The sequence below is a fragment of the Collimonas sp. genome, from assembly GCF_035566555.1.
Taxonomy (GTDB): Bacteria; Pseudomonadota; Gammaproteobacteria; order Burkholderiales; family Burkholderiaceae_D; genus Collimonas.
The window spans coordinates 1-17,943 of record NZ_DATMRB010000030.1 but is presented as its reverse complement, the minus strand read 5'-3'; the positions used below and the strand labels follow the sequence as shown (position 1 = coordinate 17,943).

At 57.6% G+C, this 17,943-nt stretch carries 19 protein-coding genes; 12 read left to right on the top strand and 7 right to left on the bottom strand.

The window, feature by feature from the left end:
* The first annotated feature begins 139 nt into the window (after nucleotides 1-139).
* Together VNZ65_RS04530 and mqo are read left to right on the top strand one after the other, a co-directional pair.
* Entirely contained in the window at nucleotides 140-916 is a 777-nt protein-coding gene (locus VNZ65_RS04530; protein WP_325666503.1) for a thioesterase II family protein, read from the top strand.
* Nucleotides 917-1,524: 608 nt separating this feature from the next.
* Nucleotides 1,525-3,243, top strand: a complete 1,719-nt coding sequence (gene mqo / locus VNZ65_RS04525) for a malate dehydrogenase (quinone) (protein WP_325666527.1) — start codon at nucleotides 1,525-1,527, stop codon at nucleotides 3,241-3,243.
* Between the two features lie 200 nt (nucleotides 3,244-3,443).
* Here the strand turns inward: mqo and VNZ65_RS04520 are convergent, their stop codons facing one another.
* Both VNZ65_RS04520 and VNZ65_RS04515 read right to left on the bottom strand, forming a co-directional pair.
* Nucleotides 3,444-4,088 carry a DsbA family protein gene (locus tag VNZ65_RS04520; RefSeq protein WP_325666501.1) on the bottom strand — a complete coding sequence of 215 codons (645 nt, stop codon included), beginning with the start codon at nucleotides 4,086-4,088 and terminating at the stop codon, nucleotides 3,444-3,446.
* A 51-nt stretch (nucleotides 4,089-4,139) separates the two neighbouring features.
* Nucleotides 4,140-4,871 (bottom strand): SDR family NAD(P)-dependent oxidoreductase, encoded by a 732-nt coding sequence (locus VNZ65_RS04515; RefSeq protein WP_325666499.1) that lies wholly within the window; start codon nucleotides 4,869-4,871, stop codon nucleotides 4,140-4,142.
* A gap of 175 nt (nucleotides 4,872-5,046) precedes the next feature.
* Here VNZ65_RS04515 and VNZ65_RS04510 point away from each other — a divergent pair, with 175 nt between their 5' ends.
* Nucleotides 5,047-5,457, top strand: coding sequence for a helix-turn-helix domain-containing protein (locus VNZ65_RS04510; protein WP_325666497.1), 411 nt, complete (start codon nucleotides 5,047-5,049; stop codon nucleotides 5,455-5,457).
* Nucleotides 5,458-5,549: 92 nt separating this feature from the next.
* Here the strand turns inward: VNZ65_RS04510 and VNZ65_RS04505 are convergent, their stop codons facing one another.
* Together VNZ65_RS04505 and VNZ65_RS04500 are read right to left on the bottom strand one after the other, a co-directional pair.
* Nucleotides 5,550-5,849: a DUF1330 domain-containing protein gene (locus tag VNZ65_RS04505; RefSeq protein ID WP_325666495.1), complete on the bottom strand. Its 300-nt coding sequence runs from the start codon at nucleotides 5,847-5,849 to the stop codon at nucleotides 5,550-5,552.
* A gap of 169 nt (nucleotides 5,850-6,018) precedes the next feature.
* A complete protein-coding gene (locus VNZ65_RS04500) occupies nucleotides 6,019-6,747 on the bottom strand; it encodes an SDR family oxidoreductase (RefSeq protein WP_325666493.1) in 729 nt (242 codons plus the stop codon).
* 271 nt (nucleotides 6,748-7,018) lie between these two features.
* Between VNZ65_RS04500 and VNZ65_RS04495 the strand changes: the two genes are divergently transcribed.
* From VNZ65_RS04495 to VNZ65_RS04485, 3 genes are all read left to right on the top strand, one after another.
* The gene (locus VNZ65_RS04495; RefSeq protein ID WP_325666491.1) at nucleotides 7,019-7,936 is read left to right on the top strand and encodes a LysR family transcriptional regulator; all 918 of its coding nucleotides are present in this window, start codon (nucleotides 7,019-7,021) and stop codon (nucleotides 7,934-7,936) included.
* A 283-nt stretch (nucleotides 7,937-8,219) separates the two neighbouring features.
* Nucleotides 8,220-9,152, top strand: a complete 933-nt coding sequence (locus VNZ65_RS04490) for an alpha/beta hydrolase (protein ID WP_325666489.1) — start codon at nucleotides 8,220-8,222, stop codon at nucleotides 9,150-9,152.
* A 93-nt stretch (nucleotides 9,153-9,245) separates the two neighbouring features.
* Nucleotides 9,246-9,854: a YceI family protein gene (locus tag VNZ65_RS04485; RefSeq protein WP_325666487.1), complete on the top strand. Its 609-nt coding sequence runs from the start codon at nucleotides 9,246-9,248 to the stop codon at nucleotides 9,852-9,854.
* A gap of 98 nt (nucleotides 9,855-9,952) precedes the next feature.
* Here the strand turns inward: VNZ65_RS04485 and VNZ65_RS04480 are convergent, their stop codons facing one another.
* Nucleotides 9,953-10,912: a GlxA family transcriptional regulator gene (locus VNZ65_RS04480; RefSeq protein ID WP_325666525.1), complete on the bottom strand. Its 960-nt coding sequence runs from the start codon at nucleotides 10,910-10,912 to the stop codon at nucleotides 9,953-9,955.
* A 109-nt stretch (nucleotides 10,913-11,021) separates the two neighbouring features.
* Here VNZ65_RS04480 and VNZ65_RS04475 point away from each other — a divergent pair, with 109 nt between their 5' ends.
* The 3 genes from VNZ65_RS04475 to VNZ65_RS04465 all read left to right on the top strand — a co-directional run bounded on the left by VNZ65_RS04475 (nucleotide 11,022) and on the right by VNZ65_RS04465 (nucleotide 12,924).
* Nucleotides 11,022-11,327, top strand: a complete 306-nt coding sequence (locus VNZ65_RS04475) for an antibiotic biosynthesis monooxygenase (RefSeq protein ID WP_325666485.1) — start codon at nucleotides 11,022-11,024, stop codon at nucleotides 11,325-11,327.
* Nucleotides 11,328-11,389: 62 nt separating this feature from the next.
* The gene (locus VNZ65_RS04470) at nucleotides 11,390-12,004 is read left to right on the top strand and encodes a hypothetical protein (RefSeq protein WP_325666483.1); all 615 of its coding nucleotides are present in this window, start codon (nucleotides 11,390-11,392) and stop codon (nucleotides 12,002-12,004) included.
* Between the two features lie 128 nt (nucleotides 12,005-12,132).
* Complete coding sequence (locus tag VNZ65_RS04465) at nucleotides 12,133-12,924, top strand: molybdopterin-dependent oxidoreductase (protein ID WP_325666481.1); 792 nt, start codon at nucleotides 12,133-12,135, stop codon at nucleotides 12,922-12,924.
* Nucleotides 12,925-12,939: 15 nt separating this feature from the next.
* Here the strand turns inward: VNZ65_RS04465 and VNZ65_RS04460 are convergent, their stop codons facing one another.
* Nucleotides 12,940-13,857: a LysR family transcriptional regulator gene (locus VNZ65_RS04460; RefSeq protein WP_325666479.1), complete on the bottom strand. Its 918-nt coding sequence runs from the start codon at nucleotides 13,855-13,857 to the stop codon at nucleotides 12,940-12,942.
* Between the two features lie 231 nt (nucleotides 13,858-14,088).
* Between VNZ65_RS04460 and VNZ65_RS04455 the strand changes: the two genes are divergently transcribed.
* From VNZ65_RS04455 to VNZ65_RS04445, 3 genes are all read left to right on the top strand, one after another.
* Complete coding sequence (locus VNZ65_RS04455; protein ID WP_325666477.1) at nucleotides 14,089-15,396, top strand: MFS transporter; 1,308 nt, start codon at nucleotides 14,089-14,091, stop codon at nucleotides 15,394-15,396.
* A 67-nt stretch (nucleotides 15,397-15,463) separates the two neighbouring features.
* Nucleotides 15,464-16,213, top strand: a complete 750-nt coding sequence (locus VNZ65_RS04450; RefSeq protein ID WP_325666475.1) for a creatininase family protein — start codon at nucleotides 15,464-15,466, stop codon at nucleotides 16,211-16,213.
* An 86-nt stretch (nucleotides 16,214-16,299) separates the two neighbouring features.
* Entirely contained in the window at nucleotides 16,300-17,352 is a 1,053-nt protein-coding gene (locus VNZ65_RS04445) for an alpha/beta hydrolase (RefSeq protein WP_325666473.1), read from the top strand.
* A gap of 52 nt (nucleotides 17,353-17,404) precedes the next feature.
* Here the strand turns inward: VNZ65_RS04445 and VNZ65_RS04440 are convergent, their stop codons facing one another.
* Nucleotides 17,405-17,578, bottom strand: a complete 174-nt coding sequence (locus tag VNZ65_RS04440; RefSeq protein ID WP_325666471.1) for a hypothetical protein — start codon at nucleotides 17,576-17,578, stop codon at nucleotides 17,405-17,407.
* Between the last annotated feature and the right edge of the window lie 365 nt (nucleotides 17,579-17,943).

Below are 17,943 nucleotides of genomic sequence, written 5' to 3'. Positions count from 1 at the left end.
GCCATCCTGTAAAAGTTTACAGGTGCCCAGGCCGCGGAATTTTTGGCATGATCGGCAATATCATGGATGGTCTTCAGGCTGGTTAGATACACCCGCGGAATGGCCGCAACGTTAACGCCAGCTTCCGGAGCAGAACAGCATGACGACGATGCCCAACGCCATACTGATCCCGATAAAACGGCCCGCTGCGCTTCACCGCCTGCTGGTTCTTCATCACGCCTGCGGTTCGGCTTCGAGCTATTTCCGCTGGGTCGCCGCCTTTCCGGAAAATATCGAAGTGTGGCTGATCGAACTGCCCGGCCGCGGCCGCAGCGCAAACTCGCCTGCACTGTCTACGTTGACGGCGGTGCGCAACCACCTGATGCAATTGCAGCCCTTGCTGCCGGATCGTTACGCTGTCTTTGGCCATAGCATGGGCGCCCTGCTAGCCTATTGCTTTGCGCACGACATGGAGCAACTGGGCCGGGCGCCAGCATGGCTTGGCGTGTCCGGCGCGAACTCGCCATTTTCACCCCGCCCGCGTGCGTCCGGGCCGCTGCATACGCAGGGCCGCGAAGCTATTCTTAACTATCTCAAAACGCTGGGTGGAACCCCGGACGAGATTTTCGAGCATAAGGAGATTGCCGAGATGCTGGTCCGGATGGCGCAGGCAGATTTTTGTCTAGTAGAAAAATATTTTCCGCTTCCGCGGATTGCTCCGCTCGCGCTACCGATGACTGTATTCGCAGGCCGTCAGGATCATTTGCTGAGCACAGGCGGCCAGCAAGCCTGGTCGCATGCCAGCCGCACCAATGTCGGCTTCCGTCACTTCGAGGGAGGTCACTTCTATCTCTTCGACGACGCCAATCAGGTGCAGGCATCCATTGCGGACGCCTTGAACCGCGCCACTGCTGAAATAGAATCCAGCGGTGGCTGATGCGGCAAGCACAAGCAGTAGCGCCTACTGTCGGCGACATGCTGGCTTCCATTGCTCTACCTGTTCCTTTGCTTGCGAAGTTGACCCTATCCAGTTGATCCAGGCGTCACTGCCGCGCAAAGGCAGCAACCCGGTCGTACGATCCCTCAAAGCCCAGCGCACATAAAGCAGCATGGATCTGTTACAAGCTGCGGCGTTGCTTTCGAGATTTGGTCGCTTCGATGTCGGTGCCCGAAGCGTACGAAAACCGACTAGATTTTTAATGTAAATTCCGCATCGCCTACCCTCTTTCTTGGTGAGAACCGGCCGCTATATTTAGCTTCCCGGATCGGTGGTTTGCTTTTCCTCCACAGTTGTGAAGGCGTTGCGCGTAGGCGTGGTTGGTTGCGGCGGCACCGGCAGTGCCGTGGTTTCATTGCTGGCACGGCTACGTTCACATCCTATCAATGTCATTGGAATTGTTTGTTTTGTGATGACCTCGCAAATCAAGCATAATTGAGCACCTATTCCTCGGTTGAATGAGGTTTTTTCGGTATCCGGCACCGTTTTTGATTGAGGGTGCCTATCTCTTTCAATATTACTTACATTACTTACGACGAAAAATTTCCATGAGTCAAACAAATAACAAGAATACGGTAGCAAACGCCAAACGCAAGCGCTTCTCCCGACGTAAATTTCTTGGGGCTGCCGTTGGCGCAGCAGCCGTATGGGGCGGCTACTCGGTCCTGTTCGGCGGCCAGTTCCGCGCCGCCAAGGCGGATCGCACGGTGGACGTGCTGCTGATCGGCGGCGGCATCATGAGTGCGACGCTCGGTGTCTATCTGTCCGAGCTGGAGCCTGGCTGGACCTATGAAGTGTTCGAACGCCTGGACAAAGTGGCGGAAGAAAGTTCGAATGGCTGGAACAACGCGGGCACCGGCCACTCGGCGCTCTGCGAACTGAACTACACCCCGATGGACGACAAGGGTGAAGTGCATATTACCCAGGCGATCGGCATCAACGAGAATTTCCAGATTTCGCGCCAATTCTGGTCGCATCAGGTGCGCAAGGGCGTTCTGGGCAATCCGCGCGAATTCATCAATTCGACACCGCACATGAATTTGGTCTTTGGTCCGGAGAACCGTGAATTCATTCGCAAACGCGTCGCGGCCCTGAAGGCGTCGCCGCTGTTTGCTGGCATGGAAATGACGACGGAACCGACCAAGATTGTTGAATGGATTCCGATCATGATGGAAGGCCGCAAGCCGGACGAGATGGTCACCGCCACCCGTTCGCCGCTCGGCACCGATGTCAACCTGGGCTCGATTACCCGCCAGTTCTACAAGCATCTCAGCAGCAATGCGGGCAGCAAGATCACCACCGGATATGAGGTGCGCTCGATCACCCGCAATGAGGATGGCTCCTGGCGTGTATCGGCTTTCGACATCAAGGATAGTTCCAAGATTCAGACCGTTGACGCACGCCACATCTTCATCGGCGCCGGTGGCGCCGCATTGCCGCTGCTGCAGCTGTCGGGCATTCCTGAAGCGAAGCAGTATGGCGGTTTCCCGGTAGGCGGCGAATTCCTGGTCACGGATAATCCCGCCATTACCTCGCGCCATCTGGCCAAGGTCTACGGCCTGGCGGATACGGGTTCGCCACCGATGTCGGTGCCGCATCTGGATACCCGAGTGCTGGATGGTAAAACCGTGCTGCTGTTCGGGCCGTTCGCCACCTGGTCCACCAAATTCCTCAAGAACGGATCATATTTCGATATTGCAAAGGCAACCACGCCGTCCAATATCATTCCGCAACTTCAAGTCGGCGCCCATGAGTTTGCACTCGTCAAATATCTCGCGCAGCAATTGGAGCTGTCCAGGGAAGACAAGATGGCGGCGCTGCGCCGCTACATGCCTGAGGCAAAGGACGAAGACTGGCGTTTGTGGCAAGCCGGCCAGCGTGTGCAGATCATCAAGAACATCCCCGACAAGGGCGGCGTACTGAAGCTGGGTACCGAAGTCGTGGTTTCCGAAGATCGCTCCGTGTCTGCATTGCTGGGCGCGTCACCTGGTGGCTCTACCTCGCCAGCGATCATGCTGTCACTGCTGGAGAAAGTTTTCCCCGATCAGATGAAGACACCTGCCTGGCAGAAAAAAATTCGCGAGATCGTTCCCACTTATGGACAAAAGCTCAATGAGAACCCGCAGCTGCTTGCGACGACATGGGCAAGCACCGCTGAAACTTTGCAATTGACTATCGCATCGCCAAGTTTGGAGGGCTTCGTTCAAGGGGCAGTTCCCATCGAGCACCCTGGACAAGTGAAAAAAGTGCCGGATATCGCGCTATAGTGCTGCGAAGCTCGGTGTAAGCGATATCCACTTCTCCAGTTATGCGAATTGCGGATGTGCCAGTACTCCCTCAGATGCAACCAACGATTTCTCGAGACCTCCCTAGTGAACGCTGTTTCCTTGGCCAGCACAAGGAAACAGCGGACCTGCCTCAACTCTATGACAACGAGACCGTGACGATTACGTCAATGATCCCCGAGCTAGTGAATTTCGGCTCTGACGTGAATGGCGTCGTTGATAAACGTTGCTATCTCGTCTTCCGACCGCCCTCCCACGATGGTCAATGATCTGACCTTGAAAGTTGGAACGGACGACACGCCAGCGTTCCGTGTTCTTGCAATTTCAGTCTCCGTCTTCTTGATCTCCGCCTCGTCCTGCAAGAGCGCATGGACCTCCTCGCGTTGGAATCCGTAATGCGAGGCGATCTCGCTGAGCGTCTCCAGGTCCGAAATATTGCGCCGCTCATGGAAGAATGCGTGCATCAGCGCCGATGCTAAGGCGTGCTGCGTGCCACGTACCCTGGCGGCACGCAACAAAGTGTGGGCGTATATCGTCCTATAGACGTATGTCTGCTTGCTGAGGTCCAGGTGCAAGCCGGAGGCTCGCGCCTCTCCTTCAGGTCGTTCGAAAGCGTGCACCATGTTCGTAATGCCTTTACCCCGAAAATAGTCCGCCAGACTAAGACCTTCTGGTGGTGCATGAGGCATCAACTCATATGGGTGGTGTTCGACATCGACATCCAAATTCGGGAATCGTTCGGACAAAACCTTGTCCAGCCGATGCTGCCCAATGACGCACCATGGGCACACGATATCTGAATATAGATCTATTTTTAGCCTAGACATACCTTCTCCAATTGATAGAAAAATTCAAGCCGCAGCACGGCAACGCATGCCTTATCGGAAGCCAGGGATGGCGAAGATGCGATCGACGTTGCCGATAGTCGTTTCGCAGTTGTTGCGTTCGATGTGCAAACGCCAATGCAAGTCGGCGATTTCCTCTGCCTTGATGCGCGGTACTTCTGGCGGAAAGTACGCGGCATTGGGTGCATCGTCGTGTCCAGAGGGAACAACAATCCCGGCGATCGCGACGAAGCCCGCAAACACTCCGTCTGCGGCGACATCGCGATTGAGGATGCGGACGTAGTTCAGCAGCGCGCCGGCAGCTACACCAAAGGGCGCTGTCAGGATGAGGGGGCGCTGCGCCGATGCGGCGCTGGTAAATAGAATGGTTCCCGATTTCTGCGCCACCATGTCCGGCAGCACGGCTTGCACGGCGACGATGGGAGCCAGGACGTTGAAGTTCAGGTGATACTCCTGTTCTTCGACGCCAAGCTTATGTGGTGGCGACATCTGGCCGGCGGGGCTTGGACTGTACTCCAGCACGTCGATCGGGCCGAAGCGCTCCTTCACGCTGTTAAGCGCGGCAGTCAAGCTAGCTCGATCCAGGACATCCGCCTTGAAGCCCTTGGCCGTGATTCCCTGATGGGCCAGGCGCTCGGCGAGACTGCTGGTCTTCTCAAGATTGCGGGCCAGTAGCGCGACCTGAAAGCCTTCCCTGCCAAAGCGTTCGGCAATGGCGAAGCCCACACCCTCACCGGCGCCTACGATAGCGATCGTTTTTTTCATTTAAAACTCCATGGATGACATCGACGCAAGTCGCCAGCGAGTTGGATCAGTGCGTCGATTGGTTACGAACAATTTGTACGTGACACTATCTTTGATATCGCATACATTCACAAGAACGCACAATTAAGTGCGGAACGAACACCGATGTTCCTTACTGAAGAATTTGGAGAGTGTCGTGGCTAATTCGAAGCCGTCGCAAGTTAAGACGCTTGAACCCGATGTCGAGACCGAGGCCGAGTGCCGGGCGCTGGCGCAGGTGCTGGACCGAATCGGGGATAAATGGACCGTGATGGTGGTCGGCGTTCTTTCGGGCGGACCACAGCGTTTCACCACCATTCTGCGCACCATCGGCGGGGTGTCGCACCGCATGCTCACGCTGACCTTGCGAGGCCTGGAACGCGATGGCCTCGTCACCCGGACGATCTACCCCACTACTCCTCCCAAGGTGGAGTACGAACTCACGAGCATGGGGAGTTCCTTGATAGGGCTGCTAAGGGCGCTTTCATCCTGGGGAAGGGACAATCGTCCGGGGATTGAGGAAGCCAGGGCGCGCTACGATACGCAAGCAGAAGCGTCGGAGGCGTGAGATGTCTGCCGCTGGCTGGTCTTCGCCTGAGGTCGATATCCCAAGACACGCTGTCGCCACGCACCGTCGAAGCAAACTGCCTGTCCTCATAGCTATTGCTCCAAACCTTCGATAATACGGAAATCGCGTTCGGCAGCAGTCCCCAACGCTCGCAACGCAGCTTGATAGGCCTCACTGGCATACGTCCGTTGCGCCAGTTCAAAACTGGCGAATTCGACGACAACCGTGCGCTGCTTCAGGCCCGCTTCATGGACTTCTAGTCCGCCCGTGGTTCTTGCCAAAATGGTTCCGCCGTTCGCCGCAATCGCCACCTCGGCCAGCTCGCCATAATTTTTCAATGCGGACTCGTCCGATACCGATCGATACGCAACTACCCAATATCCCTTGTTCATTTTCTTTCCTTTAATGTGCGCCAAAATTAGATAACGATTGCCACCGTCCGTCCGGCTTTCGAGTCTTCCACAAACCGGAATGGGACAGCCTTCTACATTGTATTGTCCTATCCGCTTCGGCCACGAAAACCAGGCCGATGGCGGAATCGGTTGTTCTCGCAGCTGCCGTCTACCACTTGCCGAGGTGCGCGCCGCCGTCAACGCGCAACACTTCGCCAGTGACTTGTTTTGCTTCGGTCAGATAGACGACGGCATCGGCGATGTCTTCGGTGCTGGAAATCGTGCCCATGGGCGACAGCGACTTGAGGAAATCCTTCGGATTGTCTTTGTGTAGCGGGGTATCGACGGTGCCAGGCGCTACCACGTTGACGCGGATGCCGTTTTTCGCATATTCCATGGCCAGGCTGCGGCTGATCGCATCGATGCCGCCTTTGGTGATCATCGGCACGGTAGTGGTCAGAGCGGCGTTCGGAGTATTGACCAGGATGCTCGTGATGCCGACGATGCTGCCGCCGCGTTTTTGCTCCAGCATCTGTCTGATCACCAGCTGGCTGATATACAGATAACCTTCTAGGTTGGTGTGCACCAGCGCATTGAAGTCTGCCGGCGTGTAATCGGTGAAGGGCTTGGCGAAGAAAATGCCGGCATTATTGACCAGCCCGTCAATGCCGCCGAATTTCTGCCTGGCGCTCTCGACCACCTTGACGGCGGTGGCCAGATCGCCGATATCGCCGTCCACCAGGACCAGCCGGTCGGAAGGCTCGAATGCCTCGGACTTGCTGACGTTGCGCGAGGTGGCGACGACGTTATAGCCGCGCGCCAGGAAAGCACGAGCGATTCCTGCGCCTATGCCCTGCGAGGCGCCGGTAACGATGATGGTTTTTTGCTGTTGCGTCATGATGAGCTCCAAAATAGTTGGTTTCAGTGAAATCCGGTCTTGCATCAAGTTCCGGTGAAGTTCACTTTACGTCGACGATTCAGGGCGATAAAGGCGGTTTCCAGAGTTATAGTTATTCCTCGATGTAATCAATGACGCCTTCATTCCGCGGATATGAGCCTGGGCCGGGCTCGGTTCGTGGCTTGGACGTTGATCGACTATACTTGCCGCTATTAGTGAAATAAGCGGCCTCTCCGACCATCGAGTTAATACATCAGGTAGCGCATCCGGCATGAAACGCAACTTCCACAATGTCCTGCTAGGCAGCATCGAGCTGTTCTGTCTGGCGGCTGAACATGGCAACTTCACGTCCGCGGCAAACGCCGCCGGGGTGACGCCGGCCGCAGTTAGCCGCTCGATCTTGCGGCTCGAGGAGCGTCTGGGAGTGCGCCTGTTTGTACGGACGACACGACAAATCCGCCTGACCAGCGCGGGGCAAATATATTTCAACCAGTGTCGGCTGGCTTTGGACCAGTTGGTCGACGCCGAACACGAAATCACCGGCGGGCAGAGTGCGCCGTCCGGGGTGCTGCGCATCAGCATGCCTACGCCCTACGGCCACTATCGTGTGCTGCCGCTTCTGCCAGAGTTTCGAGCGCGCTATCCCGAGGTTCAGGTCGAGACCCATCTGAGCAATCGCAACATCGATTTCGCCGATGAAGGCTATGACCTGGCCATCCGCGGCCGCTCACCTCCCGATTCCACTCTGATCGCTCGCAAGCTTGAGGACGCCGAGCTGGTGCTGGTCGCCACGCCGGCTTACCTGAAGCGCGCCGGTGTACCGCAGACGCTGGAAGATTTGCAGCAACACGACTGCATACAATTTGAGCTGCCCAGCACCGGGCGTAAAATCGCCTGGCCGTTCCATGTCAACGCTCAGGAAATCATCGAAGTCGTTACGCCCAGCAGCTATTGCTGTTCCGACGATGCGCTGGGCATCGCGACTCTGGCACGCAACAGCGCCGGACTGGTCCAGACCTATCGTTTCATCGTCGAACAGGATCTGGCGCGCGGCGATCTGGTCGAATTGCTGCCGCAACATGGCGGCACATCGCGGCCCTTCCTCCTCCTGTATCCGCATGCGCGTCATTTGTCGCTGCGGGTTCGCACCTTTGTTGACTTCCTGGTCGAAAAACTGCATCCGCATTAAGCATCGGCGCGCCTGAGCGGATATTCTTGGCGAGCTTGCCCTGCGTCATGATTTCCTCCCGCATCTGCATCCCCTCCTCCCCTTGCCTGCTACGGCAGCAGCGATAATCCCCTCTAAGAACTCCACTGCAATCCGCCGAGAATAGCGCTCCATTGATTACCCCGTGTAATAACAGTAAATCTGGAAACGGCCTTTATCCGCCCCATTGACGGACGTACAGTCCATCGCACCGGAACTCAATGCGAGACCGGATTTCACAGAAACCAATCATTGGGGGTTCACCATGCTTAACCCGTTCAAACATGTCGTCTGCGCGAGTCTGCTCGCTGCTGCCGCACTGGTTGCCGTCGTGCCGGCGCTGGCCCAGCCCATTCCTTATCCGGCAAGCTTCAAGAGCGAAATTGTCAACGCTGACGGCGTCAAGTTTTATGTACGTGTCGGCGGCAGCGGTCCTGCCGTAGTGCTGATCCATGGCTTCGGCGATACCGGCGATATGTGGACGCCACTGGCGCTTGCGCTGGCTAAAAACCACCGGGTTGTGGTGCCAGACCTGCGCGGCATGGGCCTCTCTTCCAAGCCCGACGATGGCTATGACAAAAAAACGCAGGCAGGCGACATCCGCGCCATCCTGGACAAGCTGGGTATCGACAAAGCGGACATCGTCAGCCACGACATCGGCACCATGGTCGCCTATGCCTATGCCGCCAGCTATCCCGATAAGACTACGAAACTGGTAGTGATGGATGGCCCTGTGCCGGGCATCCCGCCGTGGGAACAGATCGTTCGCCTGCCTGTACTTTGGCACTTTGATTTCGGCGGTAAAGATGCACTGCGGCTAGTCCAAGGCCGGGAGCGCATCTACCTGGACCGCTTCTGGAATGACTTTGCCGGCGACCCTAGCAAGATTGATGAAGGCACACGCGCCCATTATGCGAAGCTGTATGCGCGCCCGGGAGCCATGAAGGCGGGTTTTGCCCAATTCCAGTCCATCCGCAAGGATACCGTGGACAACGCAGAATTTGTGAAGACCAAGCTCACCATGCCGGTCCTGGCTGTGGGTGGCGAGAAGTCCTTCGGTGAAAGCCAGGCTGAGCAGATGCGTAACGCCGCAAGCAATGTGACGGCAGTGATTATCCCCGGCTCCGGCCACTGGCTGATGGAAGAGGCTCCTGCCGCGACGGTGCAAGCGGTGCAATCCTTCCTTGACGCGAACTGAGCTGGTTTGTTGTCATGGCGGGCGCAAGAACAGGCGCCCGCCCTGCTCCACATTTTTACAATAGTCTTATTGTTTATTACTCAAGGAGCCATCATGTATTTCCCCACATTACGATCTGCCGCGTTGAACAGGCACTTGATTGCAACCGGCGTTCTTGCTCTGATCGGCGGCTCGGCCTTGGCCGTCCCGACCACTTATAACCTTGACCCCAGGCACACCTATCCCAGCTTCGAAGCTGATCATTTTGGCGGCATTTCAGTGTGGCGCGGCAAGTTCAACAGAAGCAGCGGCGTCGTCACGCTTGATGTCGCGGCGAAGACTGGCACAGTCGACGTGTCGATTGATGCCGAGTCGATCGACACTGGAAATGCACCGCTCGACACCAAGCTGAAGTCCGCTGATTTTCTCGATGTCGGCAAGTATCCGAGCGCGACCTTTAAAGGCAGTTCGGTTCGCTTCGAGGGCGATACGCCGGTCGCAGTCTCGGGCACGTTCACCTTTCATGGGGTAAGCAAACCGCTGACCTTGAAGATTGAGTCGTTCAAGTGCTTCGTCAATCCCTTGATCAAGAAAGAAGTGTGCGGTGCGGACGCCAGTGCACAATTCGACCGTGCCGATTACGGCGTGGCGTGGGGCACCAATTATGGATTCAAGACACTCACCCGCCTGCAGATTCAGGTTGAAGGCGTGAAGGCCGACTAAGTCTGCTCCGGCCAGGCCCTGAGCTTTGCCCCTCAGGGCTTTCAAGAAATCGCAGCATGACTTGCCGGGTTGACGGTGCCAGGAGCCGCCATCGCGACTCACGCGCCCCGCAGCTCACGCACACCCTTACCTATCCGCCGGCGCAGCAAGGTGCGCAAAGTGACGCCGTCCGCATACCCGACTTGCTCAGCAATGCGATCCACGGTGAGCGTGCTCGTCTTGAGCAGATGAACAGCGCGTTCCACCCGCAGATCCTGGATGTACTCGACGGGCGTTTTACCAAGTACCGCGTTCAGGCGGCGCGTCAAGGTCCGCTTGCTGGTCGCTAATGCATCGGCGGCGTCATCGAGCGAGATGGCCGCAGCGAGGTGCTCACGTACCCAGCGGTCGAAATGTTCTACCAGCGGGTCCGAATGGGCAAGGTGATCGGAGATCGCGTACACGGATTGCGACAGCCGCACATCGAAGACCAGGTACTTGGCGACAAGCGCTGCAAGCTCGGGGCTGCTGTGGCGGATCAGCCAGAGCGCCAGGTCGAGGTGGCTCAAGGCCGCTCCGGCCGTCAACGCGCCGCCGCTGGGAACGACGATGCGGTGTGCATCCAGGTGCACCTGCGGGTAACGCTGCCGGAACAGCGGCGAGAGCCACCAGGTGGTGGTGGCAGAGAGACCGTCGAGCAAGCCGCTTTCAGCCAGTACGAAGGTGCCTGTACAGGCGGCTGCAACGCTGGCGCCGCCACTGCGCCATGCACGCAAGGCAGCTGATGCGTCGACCACATCGTCGCGGCCGAGCGCAGGCACAAGCGTTTCGGCCGTCATGCGATTGATCGCCGGCAAGACGACCCAGTCGGGTGCCGGCGCGCCGCTCATGTCTCGTATCGGCACTTGCATTCCAAGCGCTGTATGCACCTGCGGCCGCATGCCCACCACGGTAATCTCGAAGCCCGCAGCGGCCATCCCCGTCGCGCTCGCAAGGCTGTTGGCCATCGTCAAACTGTCGAGCACGGTGGTGAGGCCAGTGTCGAACACTCCCTCGAGCGCGAGAACATAAATTCGCATGGCGGTATTGATACCAAAATAGTCGATTGTGACAATGTACCTCAAGCCAGCCCTTTCGTATAGTCACCCTTACCGCATGAATCCCTCACGCGAACACTAAGGAACAAAGATGATTACGCACGCTTTATTTGTCCGACTTGAAGCCAAACCAGGAAAGGAGCAAGCGGTGGCTGATTTCCTTATCGCTGGCCTTGAACTGACCAATCGTGAGGCGACCACACCGATCTGGTTCGCCCTCAAGCTGTCGCCGACCACGTTCGGTATCTTCGACGCCTTCGCGAATGATGAGGATCGCCAGGCGCACCTGCACGGCAGCATGGCCGACGCCCTGATGGCGCGCGCCGGCGAGTTGCTGGCAAGTCCGCCATCGATCGAGCCGATCGAGGTCCTGGCCATGAAGAATCAACTGGCCTGACGCATTTTTAGCGTCCCTTCTGGCGTCCCGATTCAATTGCATCCATCTAGACGGAGTAACTCATGTCAATTCATTACAAACTAGGCGCCTTGATTGCCGCCCTTGCGTTTTCCAGCGCGTCTCATGCACAAACGCCTTGGGTCAAGCCAGAGCGAATCCGTGGCGACATCGTCTCGTTCAAAGGCGAAATACTGACTGTACATCGGAACAGCGGCGATACCGTGCAAGTCGACGTCAAGCCGGAGATCGGGGTTTCGGCTTTTAAACCCGCCAAGCTTGCCGACGCCAAAGTCGGTTCATACGTGGGTACGCCGGCGCTCACCGGCAGCGACGGCAAATTGACCGCGACGTCGATGATCGTTTTTCCTGAAGCGGCGCGCGGTACGGCCGAAGGACATTTCGCTTATGACTTCGGTCCCAAGAGCACGATGACGAATGCCAACGTGGTGTCGATTGTCACCGGCGCCAGTGGCCGTGAACTGAATCTCTCATACAAGGGCGGCTCCAGTACGGTGACGGTGCCGAAAAACGTCTCGGTCGTGACGCCGGTGCCGGCCAGCACTGCCGATCTGACGGCGGGCAAGAAGGTCTTCGTCGTGGTGACGCCGGGCGCCAACGGCATTTATGACGCCCACGTGCTGTTCGTCGAAAAAGACGGCGTGGCGCCGCAGTTCTAACGCGCGACGAAGACCTCCCGTTCCGCCGATTCTTTAACAAAGCCTGCGCAGCTTTGCGAGGATGGAGTCAGCGGAAACGGTCCACATAAATGATTTGCAGTTTCGCTGCAGCGGGAAAGCAACTGATCATGGCTTTTCAGAAAAAGACCCAGAAACCCGGTGCGTTTCTCTCCTCTCACGCTGAATCCATTCTCAAGGATGCACGCAAAGAGCTGAAAGATCCGACGCGCCGGCTGCTAGGCAAGCAAATTCTCACGCTCGGCGGCATAGCGATGCTGTCGGGCTGTGATTTGTCCAATGACACGTCTGTGAACGCCATGCTGCGCAAAATATCCTCGTTCAACGACAAGGTGCAAGCGCTGCTGTTCAATCCCAACCAGATGGCGCCGACCTATCCGGCATCGATGATCACGCGGCCGTTTCCCTTCAACGCGTTTTACGACATAGACGATGTGCCCGCAGTCGACGCTGCTTCCTACCGGCTGCAGGTGAGCGGCCTGGCGAATGGCAAGCGTGCCTGGACACTCGACGAACTGCGGGCAATGCCGCAGGAAAACCAGATCACGCGCCATATCTGCATCGAAGGATGGAGTGCGATCGGCCGCTGGGGCGGCGTGCGCTTTTCCAGTCTCCTGAAGCATGCGGGCGCCGACATCACGGCGAAGTACGTGTCGCTGCACTGCGCAGACAACTACTGGACCAGTATCGACATGCCCACTGCATTACATGCGCAAACGCTGCTTACCCTGACCTACGACGGCCAGGTGCTGCCACCGAAATACGGCTTTCCGATGAAGCTGCGCATTCCGACCAAGCTCGGCTACAAAAATGCGAAGCATATCGTGGCGATCAGCGTGACGAACGAATACCCTGGCGGGTACTGGGAGAATCAGGGCTACAACTGGTTCGGCGGGTCCTGAACGGCAAGCATGCCATCAGACTTGCTTGGCAAATATCGACATATGCCGCGAAACGTAGTTGAGCAATTCCACGGCCGCCGCCGGCAGAGGTCTTCCGGCTTTCACCAGCAACCGTGCATGGACGTTGCGGAACAGGGAGTGATCGATCGGCACCACCGCCAGACTGCCGGACGCAATTTCGCGGTAGGCGGCAAATTCGCCAATCAGCGTCATGAAGTTTTCATAGGCAACAAACTGCTTGAGCGCAGTCAGTGAATTGGATACAAGCGTTGGCCGGATCTTGATGTTTTCCGCCAATTCCAGCATCGCGGCAGCATAGCCGATGCCAAAGGTCGACGGCATGATGGCAAGTGGATAGGAGAGCATGTCTGCAACGCTGGCCGCCCCGCCGCGCACGGCCAGGGGATGATCGCTGCGGACCAGCAGTACTACGGGTTGCAAGGCGCTGGCACGGTACTCGATCAGCGGATGCGGTGGCGGATTGTAGGCAAGGCCGATATGCGCCCGGCTTTCGGCGACCTCGGTCAAGATCTCGTCCACCGCCGAAATCGTCATGTTGATTTCAATCTTCGGATAGCGCGCACAAAAAAGTGCGAGCACCTCATTGACCAGAGGGTCGACATAGCCTTCGCTGAGCACCAGCCGCACCTCGCCTTGCTGCAGGCCCTGCAGCGAATGCAGCTGGTCGGTCAGTTTTTCCTGGTGTGAGCGGTAGCCGCGCCAGAATTCGAGCAAATGCATCGCCGCCGCGGTCGGCTTGACGCCACGCGCCTCGCGCTCGAAAAGCGTTGTTCCCAGCTCCTCTTCGAGCAATTTGATCTGCCGGCTGATGACCGACGGCGAGGTGTTAAGACTGTCGGCCGCACCGCGGATGGTCCCGTGCGTCAGAACCTCCCGAAAATAGCGCAGACGCTGTTGATTGATCTCCCGCATGCACTTGCCTCCCGGTGGCAGGCACTGCCCGGCATGAGATTCCAGCCATGCGGTGCTGCGTTGCTTCAAATAGAACGAAGTGTGAATTTAGTTGCTCTTGCTCGCTATGTCAATCATTGCCATGATCTGCAGCATCTGAATGGAATATGAAATGCCATCAAGGAGACCAACATGTTATCCGTCCACACCGCAGATGCTGCCGATGATGTGAGCGCGTCTGATCAAAAAAACATGCATGTCGCAAAAGAGGCAAACCTGCAAGCCGTCTCCGCTGGCGGCGCTGCCGGTGAGCTGAGCGCGCTTTATCAAAAAATCAACTGGCGACTGTTGCCTTTCTTGTTGGTCGGCTACCTGTTTGCCTATCTGGACCGGGTCAACATCGGCTTCGCCAAGCTGCAAATGCAAAGCGATCTCGGCTTTTCCGATGCCGCCTACGGTGTCGGAGCCGGCATTTTCTTCATCGGCTATGTACTGTTCGAACTGCCGAGCAACCTCATGCTGCCAAAAGTGGGCGCCCGCAAGACATTTTCTCGCATCCTGATACTGTGGGGCATCACCTCGGCCAGCATGCTGTTCGTACATAGCGTCCCGATGTTTTATGCCATGCGCTTCCTGCTCGGCGTTTTTGAGGCAGGTTTCGCGCCGGGAATTATCTATTACCTGTCGTGCTGGTACGGTCCGCAACGCATGGCGCGCGCCATCGCGCTGGTCTTTCTCGCCGGTCCGCTCGGCGGCATTATCGGCGGTCCCTTGTCAGCCTGGCTCATCACTTCTCTCTCCGGTACAGCTGGCCTCGCCGGTTGGCAGTGGATGTTCCTGGCCGAGGGACTGCCTTGCATCCTGCTGGGCATTGCCGCAGGTTTTTTTCTGCCGAACCGGCCGGCTGACGTCGGCTGGCTGAGCCAAGGTGAAAAGCAGCTGCTCGAAGCTGAACTGACGACCGCCACCGCCCCCCACTCCTTCTGGGCCGTGGCCAGGAATCCAAGGATCTATGTGCTTGCCGCGGCGTACTTTTGCATCATCGCGACGATTTATGCACTGAGTTTCTGGCTGCCGAGCCTGATTGCAGCGCAGGGCGTGACCGATACCCTGCAGCTCGGCCGCTACTCCGCGCTTCCTTACATTGCGGCTGCCTTCGCCATGTACTACATGGGGCGCCGCTCGGATCGCGTGGGCGAGCGCCGTCTTCACTGTGCAATACCGGCCGCGGTTGGCGGCTTACTGCTCGCTGCCTCGATTTTCACCGACGGCCACCTGACGGCCTCACTGGTTCTGCTGACTCTGGCGATCTCGGCGTTCTGGATGGCATACACCGTGTTCTGGGCCATGCCATCCGAGCACATCAAGGGCCAGGCTGCGGCTGGCGGCATTGCCTTGATCAACACGATCGGCTTGTCGGGCGGTTTTTGGGGGCCAGCCATCATCGGATGGGCCAAGGTCTCCACCGGCAATTCCCATCTGGGGATCTTGATCATCGCTGCACTGCCGATTACCGCGGCATGCATCATCCTTGTCAGCAAACCACCAGCGGCACGCTAATTCAATGTCGCTATCTACGTATCTTAACCATTCCGATCGATAAGGATCGGCAAGCAGAGGAGCTACCATGCTAATGCATCTCTCAACCTGGCCTGAAGTCGAACAGTTCATCGCACGCAGCCGCACCATCGTCGTACCGATCGGCTCTAATGAGCAGCATGGTCCCACCGGGCTGCTGGGCACTGACTGGCTCTGCCCGGAGATCATCGCACTTGAGGCGGAGAGGACGGCCGACATCCTGGTCGCGCCGACCTTCAACATTGGCATGGCCCAGCACCACCTGGCCTTTGCCGGCACGATTTCGCTTCGCCCCTCCACCTTCATCGCGGCTATCGGCGATTGGATCCGTTCGCTGACGGGACACGGCTTCGAAAAAATCCTGTTCCTGAACGGTCATGGCGGCAATATTGCTTCGATCGAAGCGGCCTTCTCCGAGGTCTATGCCGATGCCAGTTTTGCCAAACGTCGGGCCGGCTATGCCTTGAAATTGTGCAACTGGTGGGACCTGCCGGGCGTTGGTGAACTGGCACGGGAGCAATTCCCGTCAGGGCATGGCGCGCATGCGACGCCGTCCGAAATCGCCATCACCCAATGGGCGCTCCCGCATGCCAGAAAGTCCGCTCATTACGCACCGCAGATCGCGCCGTCCGGCCCGATTCGCGAGGCGCTCGAATTCCGTGCGCGCTATCCCGATGGCCGCGTCGGCTCTGATCCTGGCCAAGCCACCCCTGAAAAGGGCGAGGCGCTGGTGAAATTGGCGGCCCAGAGCCTGGCACAGGAATTGGACGCCTTTAGCCTTGAGCCAGTCCCCGCATAAGGCTACTTCGCCGCCGTCAATCGGATCTGCACGGGGAGCCCACTTTTTTAACTGCTGCAAACTCACAAACGCACTGAGAGGAATATATGTCTGACGAAATCAACCAACGTCGCCGCACCTTTTTTGGCGCTGCGACCATGGCCATCGCCGCCACGCAACTCGGCATGATCGGCTCCGCCCAAGCGCGGTCAGGCGCGCCAGGTGCTGCAGGACTGCCCACATTCAAACTGGGAACGAACACCTCGTTCGGTCCCTTGAAGCAGATCGATGCCGGTGTCCTGAATATAGGCTACGCCGAAGTTGGGCCTAAGGATGGACCTGTGGTCATTCTTCTGCACGGCTGGCCCTACGACATTCACAGCTTTGTCGATGTCGCTCCTTTGCTGGCGTCGAAGGGCTACCGAGTCATCGTTCCGCATCTGCGCGGACATGGCACGACGCGCTTTCTCTCGGCCGACACATTCCGCAATGGCCAGCAATCGGTGGTTGCGCTCGATATCATTGCCTTGATGGATGCGCTAAAGATCGAGAAGGCAATTCTTGGCGGCTTTGACTGGGGCGCAAGGACGGTGTGCATCATGGCGGCGCTGTGGCCGGAGCGCTGCAAGGCGATGGTCTCGGTCAGCGGCTATCTGATCACCAATCTTGATGCCGGCAAGCAACCGCTGCCGCCCAAGGCGGAATACTCGTGGTGGTATCAATACTATTTCGCCACCGACCGTGGCGCGGCGGGCTACGATCAATACCGGCGGGATTTCGCCAGGCTTATCTGGGAAACCGCGTCGCCGAAGTGGCAATTCGATACGGCCACGTTCGACCGCAGCGCGGCCTCCTTCGACAACCCGGATCACGTCGGCATCGTGATTCACAATTACCGCTGGCGCCTGGATCTCGCTGCAGGCGACCCGCGCTACGACAGTCTGGAAAAACGGCTGGGCGAAGGACCGGTGATCAGCGTTCCTGCGATCACCCTGGAAGGCGACGCCAATGGCGCGCCCCACCCCGACCCCGCGTCCTATCGCAAAAAATTCTCGGGAAAATATGCGCATCGAACGATCAGCGGGGGTATCGGTCATAACCTGCCGCAGGAGGCGCCACAGGCCTTTGCCCAAGCGATTATCGAAGTCGATAGCTATTAGTTGATGCATTGACGTCGGCGCCTAGTGGCGCCGACGACTTGAACGTCCGCGATCACTTATGAATCGTTAAGACAAGTGGCGAGTTATCGATTGAAGGAAATACCACTAGGCCGGCAACTTCATCGTTTTCTTTCCATGAAACATATGCAACAAGTGCTTGATCTCGCAAATCAAAATTATATAAATCTACTGTCGACTCTTTTCTGGCGCGTTGCAGAGTATTCACAATATTTGCATACATTCTGTTCGTTTGCTTGCTGAATTGACCCGCCCGCCATACCCTCGCGAACGCCGTTCCGCGTAGGACGGCTCTGTAATTTCGGTACGCAGATAGCGCCAGACGGTGTTTCTGGAGATGCACTCGGCGCTGGGATATCGGACACCTAACCAATTCGAAGCACAACACGTTCGGCAAGCGGCTTAGTTTCTCGATCAACCTTGGTCCAGCCCGAGGGGTTCATATATGGACGCCCTCAATTTGCAAGTGGTAATTCGGTTTCACGGTGAAAGGTTAGATTGCATCCATATATTCGGTCTGCTGGCAGAGCCAGCGCCCTAATGGAATTTGCCGGTTGATGCCTCTATCAGTCC

Excerpts from the sequence above, each read along its gene's own strand:
- VNZ65_RS04530 (WP_325666503.1), top strand. The coding sequence starts at position 140 with ATGACGACGATGCCCAACGCCATACTGATCCCGATAAAACGGCCCGCT.
- mqo (WP_325666527.1), top strand. The coding sequence starts at position 1,525 with ATGAGTCAAACAAATAACAAGAATACGGTAGCAAACGCCAAACGCAAG.
- VNZ65_RS04520 (WP_325666501.1), bottom strand. The coding sequence starts at position 4,088 with ATGTCTAGGCTAAAAATAGATCTATATTCAGATATCGTGTGCCCATGG.
- VNZ65_RS04515 (WP_325666499.1), bottom strand. The coding sequence starts at position 4,871 with ATGAAAAAAACGATCGCTATCGTAGGCGCCGGTGAGGGTGTGGGCTTC.
- VNZ65_RS04505 (WP_325666495.1), bottom strand. The coding sequence starts at position 5,849 with ATGAACAAGGGATATTGGGTAGTTGCGTATCGATCGGTATCGGACGAG.
- VNZ65_RS04500 (WP_325666493.1), bottom strand. The coding sequence starts at position 6,747 with ATGACGCAACAGCAAAAAACCATCATCGTTACCGGCGCCTCGCAGGGC.
- VNZ65_RS04495 (WP_325666491.1), top strand. The coding sequence starts at position 7,019 with ATGAAACGCAACTTCCACAATGTCCTGCTAGGCAGCATCGAGCTGTTC.
- VNZ65_RS04490 (WP_325666489.1), top strand. The coding sequence starts at position 8,220 with ATGCTTAACCCGTTCAAACATGTCGTCTGCGCGAGTCTGCTCGCTGCT.
- VNZ65_RS04485 (WP_325666487.1), top strand. The coding sequence starts at position 9,246 with ATGTATTTCCCCACATTACGATCTGCCGCGTTGAACAGGCACTTGATT.
- VNZ65_RS04480 (WP_325666525.1), bottom strand. The coding sequence starts at position 10,912 with ATGCGAATTTATGTTCTCGCGCTCGAGGGAGTGTTCGACACTGGCCTC.
- VNZ65_RS04475 (WP_325666485.1), top strand. The coding sequence starts at position 11,022 with ATGATTACGCACGCTTTATTTGTCCGACTTGAAGCCAAACCAGGAAAG.
- VNZ65_RS04470 (WP_325666483.1), top strand. The coding sequence starts at position 11,390 with ATGTCAATTCATTACAAACTAGGCGCCTTGATTGCCGCCCTTGCGTTT.
- VNZ65_RS04465 (WP_325666481.1), top strand. The coding sequence starts at position 12,133 with ATGGCTTTTCAGAAAAAGACCCAGAAACCCGGTGCGTTTCTCTCCTCT.
- VNZ65_RS04460 (WP_325666479.1), bottom strand. The coding sequence starts at position 13,857 with ATGCGGGAGATCAATCAACAGCGTCTGCGCTATTTTCGGGAGGTTCTG.
- VNZ65_RS04455 (WP_325666477.1), top strand. The coding sequence starts at position 14,089 with ATGCATGTCGCAAAAGAGGCAAACCTGCAAGCCGTCTCCGCTGGCGGC.
- VNZ65_RS04450 (WP_325666475.1), top strand. The coding sequence starts at position 15,464 with ATGCTAATGCATCTCTCAACCTGGCCTGAAGTCGAACAGTTCATCGCA.
- VNZ65_RS04445 (WP_325666473.1), top strand. The coding sequence starts at position 16,300 with ATGTCTGACGAAATCAACCAACGTCGCCGCACCTTTTTTGGCGCTGCG.